20 protein-coding genes are annotated in these 20367 nt (G+C 52.6%); 6 read left to right on the top strand and 14 right to left on the bottom strand.

The features are described from left to right. Positions 1-101 precede the first annotated feature (101 nt). Genes hemG through pepQ form a run of 4 tightly spaced genes read right to left on the bottom strand, consistent with a single transcriptional unit; the run spans position 102 to position 4094 of the window. Positions 102-647: a menaquinone-dependent protoporphyrinogen IX dehydrogenase gene (hemG, locus tag BEB54_RS18325; protein WP_032185585.1), complete on the bottom strand. Its 546-nt coding sequence runs from the start codon at positions 645-647 to the stop codon at positions 102-104. An 11-nt stretch (positions 648-658) separates the two neighbouring features. Then, positions 659-2110, bottom strand: coding sequence for a Trk system potassium transporter TrkH (gene trkH, locus BEB54_RS18330; RefSeq protein WP_000545683.1), 1452 nt, complete (start codon positions 2108-2110; stop codon positions 659-661). 38 nt (positions 2111-2148) lie between these two features. Continuing rightward, positions 2149-2763, bottom strand: a complete 615-nt coding sequence (locus tag BEB54_RS18335; RefSeq protein ID WP_001353706.1) for an IMPACT family protein — start codon at positions 2761-2763, stop codon at positions 2149-2151. Then, a complete protein-coding gene (gene pepQ, locus BEB54_RS18340) occupies positions 2763-4094 on the bottom strand; it encodes a Xaa-Pro dipeptidase (RefSeq protein ID WP_000444561.1) in 1332 nt (443 codons plus the stop codon). Before pepQ ends, BEB54_RS18335 begins: the two co-directional genes overlap by 1 nt. A gap of 189 nt (positions 4095-4283) precedes the next feature. Between pepQ and fadB the strand changes: the two genes are divergently transcribed. Continuing rightward, entirely contained in the window at positions 4284-6473 is a 2190-nt protein-coding gene (gene fadB, locus BEB54_RS18345; RefSeq protein ID WP_105277608.1) for a fatty acid oxidation complex subunit alpha FadB, read from the top strand. Between the two features lie 9 nt (positions 6474-6482). Beyond that, on the top strand, positions 6483-7646 hold the full coding sequence (gene fadA / locus BEB54_RS18350) for an acetyl-CoA C-acyltransferase FadA (RefSeq protein ID WP_000438749.1): 1164 nt from the start codon (positions 6483-6485) through the stop codon (positions 7644-7646). Between the two features lie 190 nt (positions 7647-7836). Here fadA and fre read toward each other — a convergent pair whose 3' ends face one another. Next, on the bottom strand, positions 7837-8538 hold the full coding sequence (gene fre, locus BEB54_RS18355) for an NAD(P)H-flavin reductase (protein WP_032185583.1): 702 nt from the start codon (positions 8536-8538) through the stop codon (positions 7837-7839). 45 nt (positions 8539-8583) lie between these two features. Further along, positions 8584-10077 carry a 4-hydroxy-3-polyprenylbenzoate decarboxylase gene (gene ubiD / locus BEB54_RS18360; protein ID WP_105271935.1) on the bottom strand — a complete coding sequence of 498 codons (1494 nt, stop codon included), beginning with the start codon at positions 10075-10077 and terminating at the stop codon, positions 8584-8586. Between the two features lie 166 nt (positions 10078-10243). Between ubiD and rfaH the strand changes: the two genes are divergently transcribed. Then, complete coding sequence (gene rfaH / locus BEB54_RS18365; RefSeq protein ID WP_001192396.1) at positions 10244-10732, top strand: transcription/translation regulatory transformer protein RfaH; 489 nt, start codon at positions 10244-10246, stop codon at positions 10730-10732. Here the strand turns inward: rfaH and tatD are convergent. From tatD to rmuC, 8 genes are all read right to left on the bottom strand, one after another. Further along, on the bottom strand, positions 10729-11511 hold the full coding sequence (gene tatD, locus BEB54_RS18370) for a 3'-5' ssDNA/RNA exonuclease TatD (protein ID WP_105277609.1): 783 nt from the start codon (positions 11509-11511) through the stop codon (positions 10729-10731). The genes rfaH and tatD overlap by 4 nt on opposite strands. 41 nt (positions 11512-11552) lie before the next feature. After that, positions 11553-12329, bottom strand: a complete 777-nt coding sequence (gene tatC / locus BEB54_RS18375) for a Sec-independent protein translocase subunit TatC (RefSeq protein WP_000109943.1) — start codon at positions 12327-12329, stop codon at positions 11553-11555. Between the two features lie 2 nt (positions 12330-12331). Further along, positions 12332-12847, bottom strand: coding sequence for a Sec-independent protein translocase protein TatB (gene tatB / locus BEB54_RS18380; RefSeq protein WP_000459594.1), 516 nt, complete (start codon positions 12845-12847; stop codon positions 12332-12334). A 3-nt stretch (positions 12848-12850) separates the two neighbouring features. After that, positions 12851-13120 (bottom strand): Sec-independent protein translocase subunit TatA, encoded by a 270-nt coding sequence (tatA, locus tag BEB54_RS18385; protein WP_001295260.1) that lies wholly within the window; start codon positions 13118-13120, stop codon positions 12851-12853. Positions 13121-13198: 78 nt separating this feature from the next. Beyond that, positions 13199-14839 (bottom strand): ubiquinone biosynthesis regulatory protein kinase UbiB, encoded by a 1641-nt coding sequence (gene ubiB / locus BEB54_RS18390; protein ID WP_000187541.1) that lies wholly within the window; start codon positions 14837-14839, stop codon positions 13199-13201. Further along, the gene (ubiJ, locus tag BEB54_RS18395; RefSeq protein ID WP_001296603.1) at positions 14836-15441 is read right to left on the bottom strand and encodes a ubiquinone biosynthesis protein UbiJ; all 606 of its coding nucleotides are present in this window, start codon (positions 15439-15441) and stop codon (positions 14836-14838) included. The genes ubiB and ubiJ overlap by 4 nt, the downstream gene beginning before the upstream one ends. Positions 15442-15454: 13 nt before the next feature. After that, complete coding sequence (gene ubiE, locus BEB54_RS18400) at positions 15455-16210, bottom strand: bifunctional demethylmenaquinone methyltransferase/2-methoxy-6-polyprenyl-1,4-benzoquinol methylase UbiE (protein WP_000227958.1); 756 nt, start codon at positions 16208-16210, stop codon at positions 15455-15457. 94 nt (positions 16211-16304) lie between these two features. Beyond that, positions 16305-17732 (bottom strand): DNA recombination protein RmuC, encoded by a 1428-nt coding sequence (gene rmuC / locus BEB54_RS18405; protein WP_105277610.1) that lies wholly within the window; start codon positions 17730-17732, stop codon positions 16305-16307. 215 nt (positions 17733-17947) lie between these two features. On the opposite strand from rmuC, the gene BEB54_RS18410 reads away from it, so the two are divergent. The 3 genes from BEB54_RS18410 to BEB54_RS18420 are packed head-to-tail and all read left to right on the top strand — an operon-like array spanning position 17948 to position 20362. Next, on the top strand, positions 17948-18715 hold the full coding sequence (locus BEB54_RS18410; protein WP_105277611.1) for an IclR family transcriptional regulator: 768 nt from the start codon (positions 17948-17950) through the stop codon (positions 18713-18715). Positions 18716-18738: 23 nt separating this feature from the next. Beyond that, positions 18739-19743 carry a 2-dehydro-3-deoxygalactonokinase gene (locus tag BEB54_RS18415; protein WP_105277612.1) on the top strand — a complete coding sequence of 335 codons (1005 nt, stop codon included), beginning with the start codon at positions 18739-18741 and terminating at the stop codon, positions 19741-19743. Next, complete coding sequence (locus tag BEB54_RS18420; RefSeq protein ID WP_001116474.1) at positions 19733-20362, top strand: 2-dehydro-3-deoxy-6-phosphogalactonate aldolase; 630 nt, start codon at positions 19733-19735, stop codon at positions 20360-20362. The genes BEB54_RS18415 and BEB54_RS18420 overlap by 11 nt, the downstream gene beginning before the upstream one ends. Positions 20363-20367 lie beyond the last annotated feature (5 nt).

Consider the following 20367-nt stretch of genomic DNA (forward strand, 5'->3'; position numbering starts at 1 on the left):
GTTGTTCCGTGTCAGTGGTGGCGCATTATAGGGAGTTATTCCGGCCTGACAAGAGGAAATTTAAAATAATTTTCCGACCGCGCATTTTTTACTCTTTATGCTTATTTCAGCGTCGGTTTGTCGGTTAAATGGGCGATTTCTCGGGCGAAATTCGCCACCTGCTGCCAATCGGTATAGACAACTTCTTTGCGCGTATCCGTTTCACCGCCTGACATCTTCATAATCAGCTTGATCATAAAGCGGTCGTACCAGCGGTAACGTGGATAACGTAGCGCCCCGGCAATGACGGCACAGCGATCGGGACGCCATTGTGAACTCATCAGAAACTTGCGCGCGTAGCTGTTGGTCTGTGGAGTACGCTTCTCCGGTTTACGCGCCACCAGGTTTACGGAGTAAAAGGCGCTCGGCATCGAATTCAGCCGCGTCGCATGCTTTTTGACAAATTCCTGGAACGCAGAGTGGTAGTGACCATAGCGAATAGAAGCACCAATGACCACACGGTCGTAGTTTTCCCACTGGGGTTCTTCAATGCGGTGCACATTGGCGACATCCGCCTGGATCCCCAGTTCTTTCAGTTCCGAAGCCAGGTAGGAGGCAATCTCGCGCGTTTGTCCGTCCCTTGTTGAGAAAAGAATTAATGTTTTCACGTATTACTCCATCATTCACGCCAGAAAGTCGGGGTAAAGAGCACCAGCAATGTAAAGACCTCGAGACGACCAAACAGCATGTTGGCAATCAGGATCCATTTAGCCACCGGGTTCATACTGGTAAAGTTATCAGCAACCACGCCAAGCCCTGGTCCCAGGTTATTCAATGTCGCAACAACCGAGGCAAAGGCAGAAAAGTCATCCACACCCGTGGCGATAATCGCCAGCATACTGACAATAAACACCAATGCATAGGCGGAGAAAAATCCCCAAACGGCTTCGAGGATACGTTCCGGCAGTGCGCGATTCCCCAGCTTAATGCTATACACGGCGTTCGGGTGCACCAGTCGTTTCAGCTCACGGTTCCCCTGCTTAAACAGCAGCAGAATGCGGATCACTTTCAGGCCACCGCCCGTAGACCCGGCGCAACCGCCAATAAATGCTGAACATAAAAGCAGTACCGGCAAAAAGAGCGGCCAGCGGGCAATGCTATCTGTCGTAAATCCGGCGGTCGTCGCCATCGACACCACCTGAAAAAACGCCTGGTTAATTGTCATCAGCGCCGAACTGTAGACATTATGAAACCACAGCACGAGGGTACAAATAACCACCAGCGTAAACTGTACGCCGATAAACATGCGAAATTCCGGATCGCGCCAATAAACCTTCAGACTACGCCCACTTAACAGCGAAAAGTGCAGACCGTAGTTACAGCCGGAGATCAGCAGGAAGATAGCAATGATGGTGTTAATAGTCGGGCTGTCGAAATAACCGATACTGGCATCATGTGTCGAGAAGCCGCCAATAGCGATAGTCGCAAAGCTATGGCCGATGGCATCAAAGGCATCCATTCCGGCAAACCACAACGCCAGCGCACAGGCGACGGTCAGCAAGACATAAATCAACCACAGGGTTTTCGCCGTTTCCGCAATTCGCGGGCGCATTTTGTTATCTTTCAGCGGGCCGGGCATTTCTGCGCGATAGAGCTGCATCCCACCCACGCCGAGGATAGGCAGTATCGCAACCGCCAAAACGATGATCCCCATCCCGCCAAACCATTGCAGCATCTGGCGATAAAAGAGGATTGCGTGAGGAAGTGTATCCAGTCCCACCAGCGTAGTGGCCCCCGTGGTAGTCAGACCGGAGAAAGATTCAAAAAACGCATCGGTAATCGTGAGGTTTGGGCTTTCCGAGAAGATAAAAGGGAGCGCACCGACGCTACCCAGCACGGTCCAGAACAGCACCACTATCAGAAACCCTTCACGGGATTTCAGTTCGCCCTTCTCTTTGCGGTTCGGCCACCACAGCATAGAGCCAATGGCGAGGGCGACAAAAAAGGTCTGGGTAAAAGCGCGGCCCGCTCCATCCCGGTAGATGAGTGCTACCAGCCCAGGGATAATCATGGTCCCTGAAAATAAGATGACCAGTAGTCCAACAATTCGGGTAATGGCGCGAAAATGCATCTCTGCCGCTTCCTTAGTTCTGCAAAATGAAGTGGGGATTATTCTTCAATCGCTAACAATTGCAATGAACCACGGCTAAAATCCGCCAGTTTTGCGGAAAATTCAGCCACTTTCGCCGCCGGAAGCGCCACCCGCAGCAGAACGAATGCCTGATAATCACTGTTGATAATTTTGCCGCCACACTGCCCCAGCAACGCTTCAATGCCGGTCAACTGACTATATTCACATTGCAAAGTATATTCGGTTAATGGCGTCTTGCGTTGGGTCGTTAGCTGGCGCAGCGCCTGATTCACGCCGCCGCCATACGCTTTCACTAACCCACCGGTGCCCAGCAATATGCCGCCGTAGTAGCGCACCACCACAGCGGTAATTTCCCCGACGCCGCTGCCCATTAGTTGGGCGAGCATCGGTTTACCTGCCGTTCCCGCCGGCTCCCCGTCGTCAGAGAAACCCAGCTGTTGAGAATCATCCGGCGCACCCGCCACCCACGCCACGCAATGGTGGCGGGCATCGGGGTGTTCTGCCCGCACCGATTCAACAAACGCTTTTGCCGCCTCAACGCCATCGGTATGCGCCAACAGCGTAATGAAGCGGCTCTTTTTGATCTCTTCAACGACCGTGACCGGTGCCGCAGGAATTAACCAGCTTTCCATCACGCCAGTTTCAGATCCCGGGTCATGTTTTCCACGTTGTTTTCGTGGATCACCACGTTGTCTTCGATACGAATGCCGCCGAACGGTTTCAGTGCTTCAATTTTCTGCCAGTTGAAGTGTTTGCTGAACTGCCCTTCACGCCACGGTGCCAGAAGCGATTCGATGAAGTAGATACCCGGTTCGATGGTTAAGACCATGCCCGGCTGGAGAATACGGGTGCAGCGCAGGTACGGATATTTTGCCGGTGCCGCGAGGTGCGTACCGCTATCATCCTGCATAAAACCAGCGACGTCATGCACCTGCAGGCCCAGCGGATGGCCGATACCGTGCGGCATAAACGGTCCGGTGAGATCGTTTTCGACCATCGCCTCTTCACTCATATCGGTGATGATTTGATGTTTACGCAGCAGTTTGGCGATGCGCTGATGGAACTGGATATGGTAATCCACATAGCTGACGCCTGCTTTCATGGTGGCGATCAGCGCCAGTTGCTCATCATTTACGTCTTTCACCAGCTGTGCGTAGTCGTTGTCGCTTTTTGCCGACCAAGTACGGGTTAGATCAGCCGCATAGCCGTTATATTCGGCCCCGGCATCCAGCAGGAAGCTGCGCATCTCTTCCGGTGCCTGGTGGTCCAGTTTGGTGTAATGCAACACCGCAGCGTGTTCGTTAAGCGCCACAATGTTGCTATAAGGTACGTCGGTATCACGATGACCGGTCGCGGTCAGATAGGCAATGTTGATATCGAACTCGCTCATGCCAGAACGGAACGCTTCTTCTGCCGCGCGATGACCGTTGACCGCCATTTTCTGCGCTTCACGCATACAGGCCAGTTCGTACTCGGTTTTGAAGGAGCGATAGTAATGCAGGTAGTCGATCACCCCTTTCGGGTTGATATTGCTGGCCTCAATACCCAGTTGCAGCGCACGTTCTGGCACCGGACCGATATAACCGATATTGCCGCGCGCAGCAGGCAACAGACTACCAATGCCATCGGCTTTCGGCAGCGCAATTACTTCCACGTCCTCAGTCCAGAAGGAGGTCGGCAGTGGTTCAACGTTGTGCCAGTAATCAACCGGCAGATAAAACCACAGTTTCGGCTTGTTCACGCCATCTACCAGCAACCAGCAGTTTGGCACCTGGGTTACCGGCACCCACGCTTTGAATTGCGGGTTCACTTTAAACGGATAGGGATGATCGTCGAGAAAAACGTTGAACAGTTCGCCGGAGTGAATAAGTAACGCATCCAGCTTGAAGCGCGCCAGCGCATCGCGAGTCCGTTCCTGTAAGGTAGCTATATGATTTTTATAGAGCGAGGCCAGTGATTCCATTTTTTACCCTTCTGTTTTTTTGACCTTAAGTCTCCGCATCTTAGCACATCGTTCATCCAGAGCGTGATTTCTGCCGAGCGTGATCAGATTGGCATTTCTTTAATCTTTTATTTGCATATTTTTAACACAAAATACACACTTCGTTTCATCTGGTACGACCAGATCACCTTGCGGATTCAGGAGACTGACATGCTTTACAAAGGCGACACCCTGTACCTTGACTGGCTGGAAGATGGCATTGCCGAACTGGTATTTGATGCCCCAGGTTCAGTTAATAAACTCGACACTGCGACCGTCGCCAGCCTCGGCGAGGCCATCGGCGTGCTGGAACAGCAATCAGATCTAAAAGGGCTGCTGCTGCGTTCGAACAAAGCAGCCTTTATCGTCGGTGCTGATATCACCGAATTTTTGTCCCTGTTCCTCGTTCCTGAAGAACAGTTAAGTCAGTGGCTGCACTTTGCCAATAGCGTGTTTAATCGCCTGGAAGATCTGCCGGTGCCGACCATTGCTGCCGTCAACGGCTATGCGCTGGGCGGTGGCTGCGAATGTGTGCTGGCGACCGATTATCGTCTGGCGACGCCAGATCTGCGCATCGGTCTGCCGGAAACCAAACTGGGCATTATGCCGGGCTTTGGCGGTTCTGTACGTATGCCACGTATGCTCGGTGCTGATAGTGCGCTGGAAATCATTGCTGCCGGTAAAGATGTCGGCGCGGATCAGGCGCTGAAAATCGGTCTGGTGGATGGCGTAGTCAAAGCAGAAAAACTGGTTGAAGGCGCGAAGGCGATTTTACGTCAGGCCATTAACGGCGACCTCGACTGGAAAGCGAAACGTCAGCCGAAGCTGGAACCGCTAAAACTGAGCAAGATTGAAGCCACCATGAGCTTCACCATCGCTAAAGGAATGGTCGCACAAACAGCAGGGAAACATTACCCCGCACCCATCACCGCAGTAAAAACCATTGAAGCGGCTGCCCGTTTTGGTCGTGAAGAAGCATTAAATCTGGAAAACAAAAGTTTTGTCCCGCTGGCGCATACCAACGAAGCTCGCGCACTGGTCGGCATTTTCCTTAACGATCAATATGTAAAAGGCAAAGCGAAGAAACTCACCAAAGACGTTGAAACCCCAAAACAGGCCGCTGTGCTGGGCGCAGGCATTATGGGCGGCGGCATTGCTTACCAGTCTGCGTGGAAAGGCGTGCCGGTTGTCATGAAAGATATCAATGTCAAGTCGTTAACCCTCGGTATGACTGAAGCCGCAAAACTGCTGAACAAGCAGCTTGAGCGCGGCAAGATCGACGGTCTGAAACTGGCTGGCGTGATCTCCACGATTCATCCAACGCTCGACTACGCCGGGTTTGATCGCGTGGACGTTGTGGTAGAAGCGGTTGTCGAAAACCCGAAAGTGAAAAAAGCCGTGCTGGCAGAAACCGAGCAGAAAGTACGCCCGGATACCGTGCTGGCTTCCAATACTTCAACCATTCCTATCAGCGAACTGGCCAACGCGCTGGAACGCCCGGAAAACTTCTGCGGGATGCATTTCTTTAACCCAGTGCACCGGATGCCGTTGGTGGAAATTATTCGCGGTGAGAAAAGCTCCGACGAAACCATCGCGAAAGTTGTCGCATGGACGAGCAAGATGGGTAAAACGCCAATTGTGGTTAATGACTGCCCCGGCTTCTTTGTTAACCGCGTGCTGTTCCCCTATTTCGCCGGTTTCAGCCAGCTGCTGCGCGACGGCGCGGATTTTCGCAAGATCGACAAAGTGATGGAAAAACAGTTCGGCTGGCCGATGGGTCCGGCATACTTGCTGGATGTCGTGGGCATTGATACCGCGCATCACGCCCAGGCAGTGATGGCAGCAGGTTTCCCGCAGCGGATGCAGAAAGATTATCGCGATGCCATCGACGCACTGTTTGATGCCAACCGTTTTGGTCAGAAGAACGGCCTTGGTTTCTGGCGTTATAAAGAAGACAGCAAAGGTAAGCCGAAGAAAGAAGAAGATGCCGCCGTTGACGACCTGCTGGTAGAAGTCAGCCAGCCGAAGCGCGATTTCAGCGAAGAAGAGATTATCGCCCGCATGATGATCCCGATGGTCAACGAAGTGGTGCGTTGTCTGGAGGAAGGCATTATCGCCACTCCGGCAGAAGCCGATATGGCACTGGTCTACGGCCTGGGCTTCCCTCCGTTCCACGGCGGCGCGTTCCGCTGGCTGGACACCCTCGGCAGCGCGAAATACCTCGATATGGCACAACAATATCAGCACCTCGGCCCGCTGTATGAAGTGCCGGAAGGTCTGCGTAATAAAGCGCGTCATAACGAACCGTACTATCCCCCGGTTGAGCCAGCCCGTCCGGTTGGCGACCTGAAAACGGCTTAAGGAGTCACAATGGAACAGGTTGTCATTGTCGATGCAATTCGTACCCCGATGGGCCGTTCGAAGGGCGGTGCTTTTCGTAACGTGCGTGCGGAAGATCTCTCCGCTCATTTAATGCGTAGCCTGCTGGCGCGTAACCCGGCGCTGGAAGCTGCGGCCCTCGATGATATTTACTGGGGTTGTGTGCAGCAGACGCTGGAGCAGGGTTTTAATATCGCTCGTAACGCGGCGCTGTTGGCAGAAGTGCCGCATTCTGTCCCGGCGGTCACCGTCAATCGCTTGTGCGGTTCATCCATGCAGGCACTGCATGACGCAGCACGGATGATTATGACTGGCGATGCACAGGCATGTCTGGTCGGTGGCGTGGAGCATATGGGCCATGTGCCGATGAGTCACGGCGTCGATTTTCACCCCGGCCTGAGCCGCAATGTCGCCAAAGCGGCGGGCATGATGGGCTTAACGGCAGAAATGCTGGCGCGTATGCACGGTATCAGCCGTGAAATGCAGGATGCCTTTGCCGCGCGATCACACGCCCGCGCCTGGGCCGCCACGCAGTCGGGCGCATTTAAAAATGAAATCATCCCGACCGGTGGTCACGATGCCGACGGCGTCCTGAAGCAGTTTAATTACGACGAAGTGATTCGGCCGGAAACCACCGTGGAAGCCCTCGCCACGCTGCGTCCGGCGTTCGATCCAGTCAGCGGCACGGTAACGGCGGGTACATCTTCTGCGCTTTCCGATGGCGCAGCTGCCATGCTGGTGATGAGTGAAAGCCGCGCCCGTGAATTAGGTCTTAAGCCACGCGCCCGCGTACGTTCGATGGCGGTCGTTGGTTGTGACCCGTCGATTATGGGTTACGGCCCGGTTCCAGCCTCGAAGCTGGCGCTGAAAAAAGCGGGGCTTTCTGCCAGCGATATCGGCGTGTTTGAAATGAATGAAGCTTTTGCCGCGCAGATCCTGCCATGTATTAAAGATCTGGGGCTAATGGAGCAGATTGACGAGAAGATCAACCTCAACGGTGGCGCGATCGCGCTGGGTCATCCGCTGGGTTGTTCCGGTGCGCGTATCAGCACCACGCTGCTGAATCTGATGGAACGCAAAGACGTTCAGTTTGGTCTGGCGACGATGTGTATCGGTCTGGGTCAGGGTATTGCAACGGTGTTTGAGCGGGTTTAACCACTTGCCGGATGCGGCGTAAACGCCTTATCCGGTCTACCGACCCAGCACTAATGTAGGCCTGATAAGACGCGCCAGCGTCGCATCAGGCATCGTGCAACGATTGCCGGATGCGACATAGATCTAAATGCCACTGTATAAAGTTTTAGTTGCCGTTCTTCCCGCCTGTCAGGGGCGGGTTTTTTATATCTCAGATAAATGCAAACGCATCGCCAAACAGGCGGTCTTCCCGCGCATTACGCTCACTGCAAAACAGGTCACGGGCAATTTTCGCCATCTCAAAACGTCCGGCAATATAGATATCATGCTCTGCCAGCGTACCGTGATCCTGCAATACCGCCGTTAACACAGTGCCAGTACGCCCACGCCAGCCCGCTTCCGGTTGTTCAACCACCGGCACCACTTGCAAACCTGGATGCTTAAGCGAAAGCGCCTCAAGCTCGCAGAGATCATAAAGATGCTGCTCTTCACGCCCACCCCAGTAAATGGTGATATCACGGTTTGGGTTACGCGCCAGCGCCGTCAGCAAAATCGAGCGCGCATAAGAGAAGCCTGTACCGCCCGCAATCAAAATCATCGGACGCTCTTCATCATCGCGCAGCCACGCTTCTCCGTGGGGAATATCGACCACGATTTGATGATCTTTGAGGATACGGTCCATGACTGCTTTCGCGTAAAGGTTGATTTCAGAAGCGCCAATATGCAGCTCGATAAACTCTTTTTCATCCGGCGTCGAAGCCATTGAGAATGGACGTTTATCGCGCTCATCCATCACCACCATCAAATACTGACCAGCACGAAAAGAAAAGGCCGCGTCTGGCACGATTCGAACACGATATACGGTATCGGTGATAGCTTCTACCGAGGTCACTTTACAGCTTAAGGTTGTCATGCGCTTTCTCTGTCGGATCGATAAATAGGGCAAAACAAACGCGCATCAGGCGCTTTTACCGTTGTTAAAAATAGCCAGTTCATCCCAGATGGCGTCAATATGCGCGACAACATCCGGATCTTTTTTGATGGGACGTCCCCATTCACGCTGGGTTTCCCCTGGCCATTTATTCGTGGCATCCAGCCCCATTTTTGAACCCAGCCCGGAGACAGGCGAGGCAAAATCCAGATAATCAATAGGCGTATTTTCGACCAACACCGTGTCCCGCACCGGGTCCATACGGGTGGTAATCGCCCAAATCACATCGTTCCAGTCGCGTGCGTTGACGTCATCATCGCAAACGATCACAAATTTAGTGTACATAAACTGGCGTAAGAACGACCAGACGCCCATCATGACGCGCTTCGCGTGTCCGGCGTACTGTTTTTTGATCGTCACTACCGCCAGGCGATAAGAGCAGCCTTCCGGCGGCAGGTAAAAATCGACAATTTCCGGGAACTGTTTTTGCAGAATCGGCACAAACACTTCGTTCAGTGCGACACCCAGCACAGCAGGTTCATCCGGCGGACGCCCGGTATAGGTGGAATGATAAATCGCATCTTCACGCTGGGTAATATGCGTCACAGTAAATACCGGGAAACTATCGACTTCGTTATAGTAACCGGTGTGGTCGCCATACGGCCCTTCCGGCGCCGTTTCACCTTGTTCGATATACCCTTCCAGCACAATCTCCGCACTGGCGGGCACTTCAAGGTCATTGGAGATACACTTCACCACTTCGGTCTTGGTGCCGCGCAGCAATCCGGCAAACGCATATTCTGAAAGTGTATCCGGAACGGGCGTTACCGCACCGAGAATCGTAGCGGGATCAGCACCCAGCGCCACAGAAACCGGGAAACGTTCGCCCGGATGCGCCGCGCACCACTCCTGATAATCCAGCGCGCCGCCGCGATGCGACAGCCAACGCATAATCAGTTTGTTTTTACCAATCAGCTGCTGGCGATAAATACCCAGATTCTGCCGTTCTTTATTCGGGCCGCGCGTTACGGTCAGCCCCCAGGTAATCAGCGGCGCGGCATCTTCCGGCCAGCAGGTCATAATGGGAATGCGGTTAAGATCGACGTCATCGCCAGAGACGATTTTTTGTTGGCAGGGCGCACCACGCAGTCGCTTTGTCGGCATGTTCAATACTTGTTTAAACTGCGGCAGTTTATCAAACAGGTCGCGGAAACCTTTTGGCGGCTCCGGCTCTTTCAGAAACGCCAATAATTTACCAACTTCACGCAGCGCCGAAACATCTTCCTGCCCCATGCCCATCGCCACGCGCTTTGGCGTACCGAACAGGTTGCACAGCACCGGCATTGAGTAGCCTTTAGGGTTTTCGAACAACAACGCAGGCCCACCTGCACGCAAAGTGCGGTCAGCAATTTCAGTGATTTCCAGATGCGGATCCACCGGGAGAGTGATACGTTTTAGCTCACCCTGCTGTTCAAGCAGCGTCAGGAAGTCGCGTAAATCGTTATATTTCATGGCATCCATTGTAGCCTCTTAATCTGCTCCCATTATACGGCGTTCATCTTTGCGATGCTGTAAATTTGTTAAATTAGCGTGAACTCTGACGGTATAACGCAAACCGGGGAATATAATTAACTTAGCGTAAAGCTTTTGCTATCCTTGCGCCCCGATTAAACGGATAAGAGTCATTATGCAATCCTGGTATTTACTGTACTGCAAGCGCGGGCAACTTCAACGTGCCCAGGAACACCTCGAAAGACAGGCTGTGAATTGCCTGGCACCGATGATCACCCTGGAAAAAATCGTGCGTGGCAAACGTACTGCAGTCAGTGAACCATTGTTCCCCAACTACCTGTTTGTGGAATTTGATCCAGAAGTCATTCATACCACGACTATCAACGCGACCCGTGGTGTCAGCCACTTCGTGCGCTTTGGTGCGTCGCCAGCGATAGTCCCATCGGCGGTGATTCATCAGCTATCGGTATATAAACCGAAAGACATTGTCGATCCGGCAACCCCTTATCCGGGTGATAAGGTGATTATTACCGAAGGCGCGTTCGAAGGTTTTCAGGCCATTTTCACCGAACCCGACGGTGAGGCTCGCTCCATGCTATTGCTTAATCTTATTAATAAAGAGATCAAGCACAGCGTGAAGAACACCGAGTTCCGCAAACTCTAAAACGCAACCCCAAACAGTGTTTTGACATTGGCATCCGTGGTGGCAGCCAGCCATGCGGCATCTTCCCCACGCCATTGCGCGATACGTTGCAAAATATGGGGCAGATAGGCTGGCTCGTTGCGCCGGGATGATGGCTTCGGCGTGAGATCTCGCGGGAGCAGATACGGCGCATCAGTTTCGATCAGCAATTTCTCCGCCGGAATCAACGGCAAGATTTCCCGCAGTTCTAGTCCGCGTCGTTCATCGCAAACCCAACCGGTAATGCCGATATACATTCCACGCGCCGCGCACGCCTGCATCTCTTCACGTGTACCGGTAAAGCAATGAAGAACTGCACCAGGCAGTTTATCCAGCCACGGCTCCAGCAAGGTTATAAACCGATCGTGGGCATCGCGACAGTGCATAAATACTGGCATGTTTAATTCTGCAGCAATGCGTAGCTGAGCAACAAAAGCACGTTCCTGCTCTTCTGGTGTAGAAAAGTTGCGGTTAAAGTCGAGGCCACACTCACCAATCGCCACCACTTCTGGCTGCGAGGCCAGTTCAATGATCGCTTCTTCGGTCGCTGCTTGCCACTGGCTGCTGTCATGAGGATGCACGCCCGCCGTTGACCAACAGGATGAATACTGACGCGCCAGTTTTTGTGCCTGCTGGCTTTCGTGCAGGTTAGTGCCAGTGATGAGCAGCCCATCAACTCCTGCGTCAAAAGCGCGTGCTACAACATCATCACGGTCTTTCGCAAATTGCGAACTGGTCAAATTAACGCCGATATCAAACATCCTGTACTCCATATGACAACCGCCCTGACGGGCGGTTGAATTTATTCTTCAGTTTTTTCGCTTTCTGCTTCAGCGTCGTTTTCCTCTTCCCGGTTTCGACCCTTACCAACGTAAAAGCGTGAGAAGAAGACACCAATTTCAAACAAGCAGTACATCGGGATCGCCAGCAGCGTTTGCGAGAAGACATCCGGCGGCGTCAGCAGCATCCCGACAACAAATGCGCCAACCAGCACATACGGACGTTTTTTGCGTAAGTCTTCTGGCGAGGTAATTCCCATCCAGCACAGCAGCACAATTGCCACCGGCACTTCAAAGGAGACACCAAACGCCATAAACAGCGCCATAACGAAGCTTAAATAGCTGGCGATGTCGGTGGATACCTGTACCCCTTCCGGCGCGGTATTGGCAAGGAAGCCAAATGCCAGCGGAAAGACCACAAAGTAGGCGAACGCCATGCCGATATAAAACAACAGAGAGCTGGAAACCAGCAGCGGCACCACCAGACGACGTTCATGCTTATACAGCGCTGGGGCGATAAACGCCCACACCTGATAGAGAATCACCGGCGCTGACAGAATCAGCGACACCATAAAGGTCAGCTTGATCGGCGTAAAGAACGGTGAGGCCACGTCGGTGGCGATCATCGTTGAACCTTGCGGCAACTGCTTGATCAATGGCGCGGATACCAGGTGATAGATGTCATTGGCGAAATAGACCAGACACAGGAATATCACGATCACCGCGATAATGCAGTTCAGCAGACGCTTACGCAGCTCAATCAGATGCGTGATAAGCGGTTGAGTATCTTCTACAGACATGTTTACGGTTTATCACTCGACGAAGGGGAAGGTGCAGCGGTTTTCGGTTCAGCGTCCGCAGCAGGTTTTACCACCGGCTCTGGCGTGGTTTCTGGCTTCTGTTCCGGCGAACTGGCCTGCGTTTGTGCAGCGGCAGGCGTTACGCCTTCATGCGCAGCTTCATTATCTTTCACCACCGGATTATGGATGGTGTGCGCTTCATCGCTCGCCTTTTCAGGATCGTTTGCAACGTAGGAACGCTTCATCGACTCCGCGGCCTGGCGTAGTTCATCCATCGACGCTTTCAGTTCGGGCGTCAGGTTAGTGAGGCTCGCCTTTTCAACCTTTTTCAGGCTGTCCTGAAACTCCTGGAGTTTTAACTCCTGGGTCAGTTCGTTCTGCACCGTTGTCGCCAGTGAACGCAACGCGCGAATCCAGCCCGCTACCGTTTTTACCGCCACAGGCAGTCGTTGCGGCCCCAGAACGACGAGGCCGATGATGAACACCAATAGCAGTTCGCTAAAACCGATATCAAACACGGATTACACCTGCTCTTTATCGTGGCGCTTCGCGTCTTCTGTTTTAGCCTGTTCCTGATTCGTATCCGCCTGCTTATCGGCGATAGTTTTCGCAGTAAAATCAGCATCCTGACTGGTTTTATCCTGCTTTGGTTCATCATCGCTCATTGCTTTTTTAAAGCCTTTGATCGACGCACCAAGATCGGAACCGATGGAGCCGAGCTTTTTGGTGCCAAAAAGCAGTACAACGATGACGGCAATAATCAATAACTGCCAAATACTGATACCACCCATACATGTTCCTCTGTGGTAGATGATGATTAAACAAGGCCGCATTATACGTTACACGGCCCGCCTTGAGCGATGAAAAAATCAGCGTGTTTTGCGCCAACCGACAAACCAGGCGATCAGACCACCTGCCATTAACCAGCCGGGCATCAACCCCCATTCAGGGCGGCTGACCAACAAGAATGTGCCGCTTAATACTAACGTAGCGCCAATTCCGAGAAAATAACGCGATTGTCCCTGACGTACATGATTTGACTGAAGCTCGCGGGCAATCTTATCAACACTGTGCTGTAAATACTTGCCCTGGCGCAAACTGTCGTAAACCAGTTCAGGCAGTTCTGGCATTTTTTCGACCCAGAACGGCGCTTTTTCTTTAAATGCTCTCACCAGCGCAGGAATACCGACCTGATCTTTAATCCACGACTCCAGGAAAGGCTTCGCCGTTTTCCATAAATCGAGCTGCGGATAAAGCTGGCGACCTACCCCTTCGACGTAGAGCAGGGTTTTCTGGAGTAACACCAGTTGCGGCTGCACTTCCATATTGAAGCGACGCGCCGTATTAAACAGATTTAACAGTACATGTCCAAACGAAATTTCGGCCAGCGGTTTCTCAAAGATAGGTTCACAGACCGTACGAATGGCAAATTCGAACTCTTCAACGTTGGTATCTGGCGGCACCCAGCCTGAATCGACGTGTAGCTCTGCCACTTTGCGATAATCGCGATTAAAGAAGGCGATAAAGTTTTCCGCCAGATAGCGTTTATCTTCTTTGTTTAGCGAGCCAACAATCCCGCAATCAATGCCGATATATTTCGGGTTTTCTGGGTGTTCATAGCTTACAAAGATGTTGCCAGGGTGCATATCGGCATGGAAAAAGCTGTCACGAAAGACCTGAGTGAAGAACACCTGCACGCCGCGTTCCGCCAGCAATTTCATGTTGGTGCCGTTTTTCTCCAGCGCTGCGACATCTGAAACCGGAATGCCGTAAATGCGCTCCATCACCATCATCCCTTCACTACAATAGTCAGGGTAAACTTCCGGGATGTAGAGCATCGGGCTGTCTTCAAAATTGCGCCGAAGCTGAATGGCGTTGGCAGATTCCCGCAGCAAATTCAGTTCATCAATCAATGTCTTTTCGTACTCGCGCACCACTTCGGTTGGGCGCAGACGGCGACCATCCGGCAGCAAACGCGGCACCCAGCGAGCCAGACGGTAGATAAGTTTCAGATCCGCTTTAATGACCGGCAAAATATCCGGGCGGATGACTTTAATCACCACCTCTTTACCATTCGATTTCAATCGCGCGGTATGAACTTGGGCGATAGAAGCAGAAGCCAGCGGCTTGATTTCAAAATCGTCAAACCACGCGTCTACCGGCAAGCCGCCCATTGCAGCTTCAATCTGTTGCTTCGCAAGCTTGCCATCAAACGGAGCAACTTTGTCCTGCAATAACGCCAGCTGATCGGCAATATGCGGAGGAAAAAGGTCGCGGCGGGTTGATAACATTTGCCCGAACTTGATCCATACCGGCCCCAGTTCTTGCAGGGCCAGTCGTAGCCGCTCACCTAAAGGTTTGTCTTTATGCCGATTTGGCATCCAGAATAATGAGTATCGCCATAGCCGTAGCGGCAGGGTGATACGCATTTTGGGGATCAGTTCATCAAGTCCGTAGCTTAAAAAAGTGCGAATGATGAAATATAGGCGCCGTACTTCACCTGGCGTCATTTAGCCTCCAGTTTTTCCAGCCGTTTGGTCAGGGCATCAACAGCACGCTCGACGGCAGCCGTCTCTTCCGCAAACCAGGCCACTTCAAGCGGACCAGGTGCCATACGCCACTCTTCAGTAATGGCTTCTGCCACATAACGTTGCTGGCGTTTAATACCGTGATGCAGGAACTTTGCGCCTCCGCGCAGGGCTTTGCTGATACCTTCAGCGGCGATATCACCGGTATAAGGGGCCAGCAGTTCCGCAGGGTCGAACTCTGCCAGATCTGCCAGCGCAACGAAGTTTTGCACCACCTGAATATCGCCCTGTACTTCCAGCTCACCGCTGCGAATTAACGCAGCAAGCTGCTGGCGATCGCGAAGTTTCGGCAACACGCTGGCGTAGGCGATAACGGTGCAGTCAGCATCTCCTGCCCATTCGCCCAGCACATCGACCTGGCGTTCGCTGAACACCAGAATCAATGACGTCGAAAAGCCTTTTACCTCCACGCGCAAAACTTTACCCAGCAGACGCGAGCGGGCCGTTTTCAGCGCGGGTGAACGATACAGGAAGGTGTTGAGCAGACTTTCAATTCCTGCCGTCACTAAAGGTTTAAAAGGCATTTCCGGTCTCCTGTCAGAACTTATAACCACGATGCAGCGCCACAACCCCTGCCGTCAGGTTGTAATAGTCGACACTTTCGAATCCAGCATCCTGCATCATAGCTTTCAGGGTGTCCTGATCGGGATGCATGCGGATAGATTCAGCAAGATAACGGTAGCTGTCAGCGTCGTTCGCGACCAGTGAGCCAATACGCGGCAGCACATGGAAGGAGTAAGCGTCATAGGCCTTACTTAACGGCTCGATAATCGGCTTCGAGAACTCAAGCACCAGCAGTCGGCCGCCAGGTTTCAGAACGCGATACATTGAACGCAGAGCTTTATCTTTGTCAGTGACGTTACGCAGACCAAACGAAATGGTGATGCAATCAAAGGTGTTATCCGGGAACGGCAGCGCCTCAGCGTTCGCCTGAACATACTCAACGTTGCCAATCACACCAATATTACGCAGCTTCTCGCGGCCCATTTTGAGCATGGATTCATTGATATCAGCAAGGACCACTTTGCCAGTTTCACCCACCAGGCGGGAGAATTTCGCTGTCAGGTCGCCAGTACCGCCTGCCAGATCCAGCACGGTCTGCCCGCGGCGTACGCCACTGCAATCAATCGTGAAGCGTTTCCACAAACGATGTATGCCAAAAGACATCAAATCATTCATGACATCGTATTTCGATGCCACGGAATGGAAAACGTGGGCGACCATATCCGCTTTTTGTTCCTTCGCGACGGTCTGAAAACCAAAGTGCGTCGTTTCTTGTGACTTATCCACCATCTCAATGCCTGCTCATCAAAAAATTGTTCCAGAAGTGTAACAGATTGGGCGTCGATGCCCTAGATTTCTACCCGGCTTAACTACCCCCAATGGGCTAGCGCGACTGCTGATTATATTCATCATCGCGTTGATAAGCTTCATCATTCGGCTGCTCCGGTACCGACCGCAGTCGATACTCTTCATCCTGGCTCACCGCTTGTTCAGCCAAATCCGGATTAATCTCGCGTTTAATTTCTACTCCTAAACCGCGAAACGCTTCTGCTTGCGCCAGCACATTTCCGCGACCTGAAGAGAGTTTTTTCATTGCCTGACGATAGTTGTCCTGTGCTTTGTCCAGACTTTGACCAATCGCGGACATATCATCGACAAACAAGCGCATTTTGTCGTACAACTTGCTGGCACGATCGGCTATTTTCTGAGCGTTGCGGCTTTGATGCTCATAGCGCCAGAGGTTGGCGATAGTGCGCAGCGCCACCAGCAGCGTGGTCGGGCTAACCAGCATGATATTGTTTTTCAACGCTTCGGTGATCAGCTCCGGCTGGCGGTCAAGCGCCAGTAAAAAAGCGGGTTCAACGGGAATAAACATCAGCACGTAATCCAGGGTTCGCAGCCCCGGCAGCTGTTGATAATCTTTGCGTCCCAGCAAACGGATATGGTTACGCACCGACGCGATATGTTCCTGTAGCGCGCTTTCGCGGGTGTAGTCGTCTTCTGCGTTGAAATAGCGTTCATAGGCGACCAGTGTCATTTTTGCGTCGATCACCACATCTTTGCCCTGCGGCAACCGCACGATGACATCCGGCTGCATCCGCGAGCGGGCGTCATTTTCGATGCTGACCTGGGTTTCATATTCATACCCTTCACGCAGACCGGAAGCCTCCAGCACACGCGTCAATACTACCTCGCCCCAGTTGCCCTGGGTTTTATTGTCGCCTTTCAGCGCACGCGTCAGGTTGATCGCTTCCTGGGCCATTTGCGCGTTGAGCTGCTGGAGATTGCGTATTTCGTGAGTCAGGGTATGGCGTTCTTGTGCTTCTTTACCGAAACTGTCCTGAACCTGACGACGAAAACCGTCCAGTTGTTCACGTAGTGGCGACAACAGGCTGTTCAGACTCTGACGGTTTTGCTCATCAACCCGGCGATTGCTGTGCTCGAAAATACGGTTGGCGAGGTTTTCAAACTGCTCACTGAGGCGCTGTTCGCTGTTGATCATTTGGCGAATTTTATCGTCAGCATGTTGCTGTACGGCCTCCATTCGCGTGGTGACTTCACGCAGATCCGCCTCCAGCGAGGTGTTAATGCTTTGCAGACTGCGCACTTCATTATTGAGTAACTCGCACTCAGCACGCCAATGTTCGCTTTGGGTAATTTGTTGTTTTGCCGCACTTAACTCCGCGATCATCTCTTCACGTTCAGCGAATTGCTCGGCTTTTTGCTGCGCATGCTGATAACTGGCAATCAGCCAGCCAATCGCCACGCTCACCAACGCAATAACTGCGTAAACCATGATTGTGATATCCACAACGCCTCCAGCCTCATTACTTACCCGCACAAAATAGAATTGTGCTGTACAAACGTCCAGTTTGAAAGAAGTTTCCTGCGAGGCGCTACGCAAAACGATCCTTAATTTTTATTATTTTATCCCACAATATGAGATGCAGTTTATATTGTGGGATATATCACCTTTTCCCCACGTCATTATGTGGAACACTTCAGCAATATCATCAGGAGAAACGTATGGCAGATACCTCTTCAACCACCGCTGGCGCACAAACGTTATTACGCGGGCTCGCGGTTCTTAATGCTGTTTATAACGGCTGCCATGACCTGAAAAGTATCGGCGAGTTCACCGGCACGACCCGGAGCACAACCCATCGTTTAGTCACCGTTCTGGTGGAACAACGCTACCTGCGCCACGTCCCAACGCAGGGCTACCAACTGGGCGCCAAACTGATCGAATTCGGTGCCAGAGCGCTGGAAAGCACCTCGCTGTACGAAGTTGCGCTGCCCGTTTTGCAACGCCTTGCCCGTTACACCCTGGACACCGTGCATCTGGGGATCGTTGAAGGCGACGAAGTGCTGTATCTGGAGAAGATCAACAGCCAGCGCGGGCTGGAAATGCGCTCACGCCCAGGCCATCGCATGCCACTGGCAATCACCGGCATCGGCAAGGCATTGATCCTCAACCGAACAGAAGAAGAGTGGCGCACGCTGTTTAAGACCTGTGGTGATGAAACAAAACTGGGCGCATTTATTCAGAACATGCGTCGTTATGCCGCGAGTGGTTTTGCTTTTGATCTGGAAGAGAACGAGCCGACTATCCGTTGCGTTGCAGCGCCGGTTTACAACGCCCGGGATGAAATTGTGGCGGCTATTTCTGTCGCCAGTACCACTACGTATATGTCACTGGCGCGTCTGGAAGAACTGGCACCTTACGTCAAATCCTGTGCAGAAGAGATATCCGCTGAACTGGGCTGGGGTAAGCACGTCCGCAAAAATAAATAAACCATGACTAAAGGAAACGGCTAATGTCGGGAAACACCTCATTTATTGCCCTGGACTGGGGAACGTCATCGCTTCGGGCATGGCGTTTTGGCGATTCACCAAATCCACAAGAAAAACGTGAATTCCCGTGGGGGATCATGAAATTACCCTCCCAGGCAGCAACACGTGAGGACGCTTTCCACGATACGTTTTTACGTGTCTGCGGCGACTGGCTGGCACAATCCCCATGCCCGGTTCTGGCTTGCGGCATGATCGGCAGTGCGCAAGGGTGGCAACCCGCAGCTTATTTACCTTGCCCGGTCACTCTCGAGGGTCTGGCAAAGCAGTTGACGCCTGTTATCCACCAGCAGCAGACAATGCTGCACATCATTCCTGGCGTGATTAAAGAAGGTGAAATGCCCGAAGTGATGCGTGGTGAAGAGACACAAATCTTCGGTGCTATCTCGATGGAACCGGCCCTGCAAAACGCGATCCATCAGGGTATGCCTGTGCTGATTGGCTTACCTGGCACACATGCGAAATGGGCTGTAGTTGAAAACAACACCATTACCGATTTCCGAACCTTTATGACTGGCGAGTTATTTGATGTTTTATCCCGCCATTCGATTCTCGGTGCCACCATGCGTTCGGGAGATGAACCGCACTGGGATGCCTTCACCCATGGGCTGACAGCAGCACAAGAGCATCATCAGACCGGATTATTATCGACGCTGTTTTCGACCCGTTCGCGCCTGCTGACCAGTAATCTTACGCCGTCCTCACAGGGGGATTACCTTTCAGGATTACTGATAGGCCATGAATTATGCGGTCTGGCATCCAGTTTGCTACGTGATTTACCCGCCACAACACCGATCGCCTTAATCGGTAGCGCCACTCTGAACAGCCGCTATTCACAAGCATTCAGCCACGTTTTTCCCGACAGACAGCTACACGCCATTCCTAATGCCACTGAACAGGGGTTATGGCGAATCGCCCACGCTGCCGGGCTACTCTCCACCAACGCCAGGGAATGTACCCATGCCATTTAATACGCTTTTGCAAAAAACCGGGTTAGTCGCCATTTTACGCGGCGTGAAACCGGATGAGATTGTCGCCATCGGTGAAAAGCTGTATGCCGCTGGATTTCGCCTGATTGAGATTCCCATGAACTCGCCGGAGCCGTTGCAAAGTATCAGTTTACTGCGCGACGCCCTGCCTAAGGACTGCCTGGTCGGAGCCGGAACGGTGCTTTCGGTGGAGCAAGTCGTCGCGGTTAAAGAGGCTGGAGGCCAGATTATCGTAATGCCGCATTGCGATACTGCGGTGATCCGTCGTGCCCGTGCGCTGGGTATGTATTGTGCGCCTGGCGTCGCTACGCCCACCGAAGCTTTTGCTGCCATTGAACATGGCGCCAATGCCATCAAGCTGTTCCCGGCTGAACAAATTACGCCTGAAGTCACCAAAGCCTGGCGTGCGGTTATTCCACAATCCGTTCCGATGTTACCGGTTGGCGGTATCACTCCAGACACAATGGCGCGTTATCTGAGCCACGGCGCAAACGGCTTTGGCCTCGGTTCTGCGCTATATCGCCCCGGCATGACGCCAGAGCAAGTCTATGAAAATGCAGTACTGTTTATGAACGCATGGAACAATTTAAATAGCAAATAACTGAT

It is taken from the genome of Escherichia sp. MOD1-EC6021 (assembly GCF_002965245.1).
Taxonomy (GTDB): Bacteria; Pseudomonadota; Gammaproteobacteria; order Enterobacterales; family Enterobacteriaceae; genus Escherichia; species Escherichia coli_F.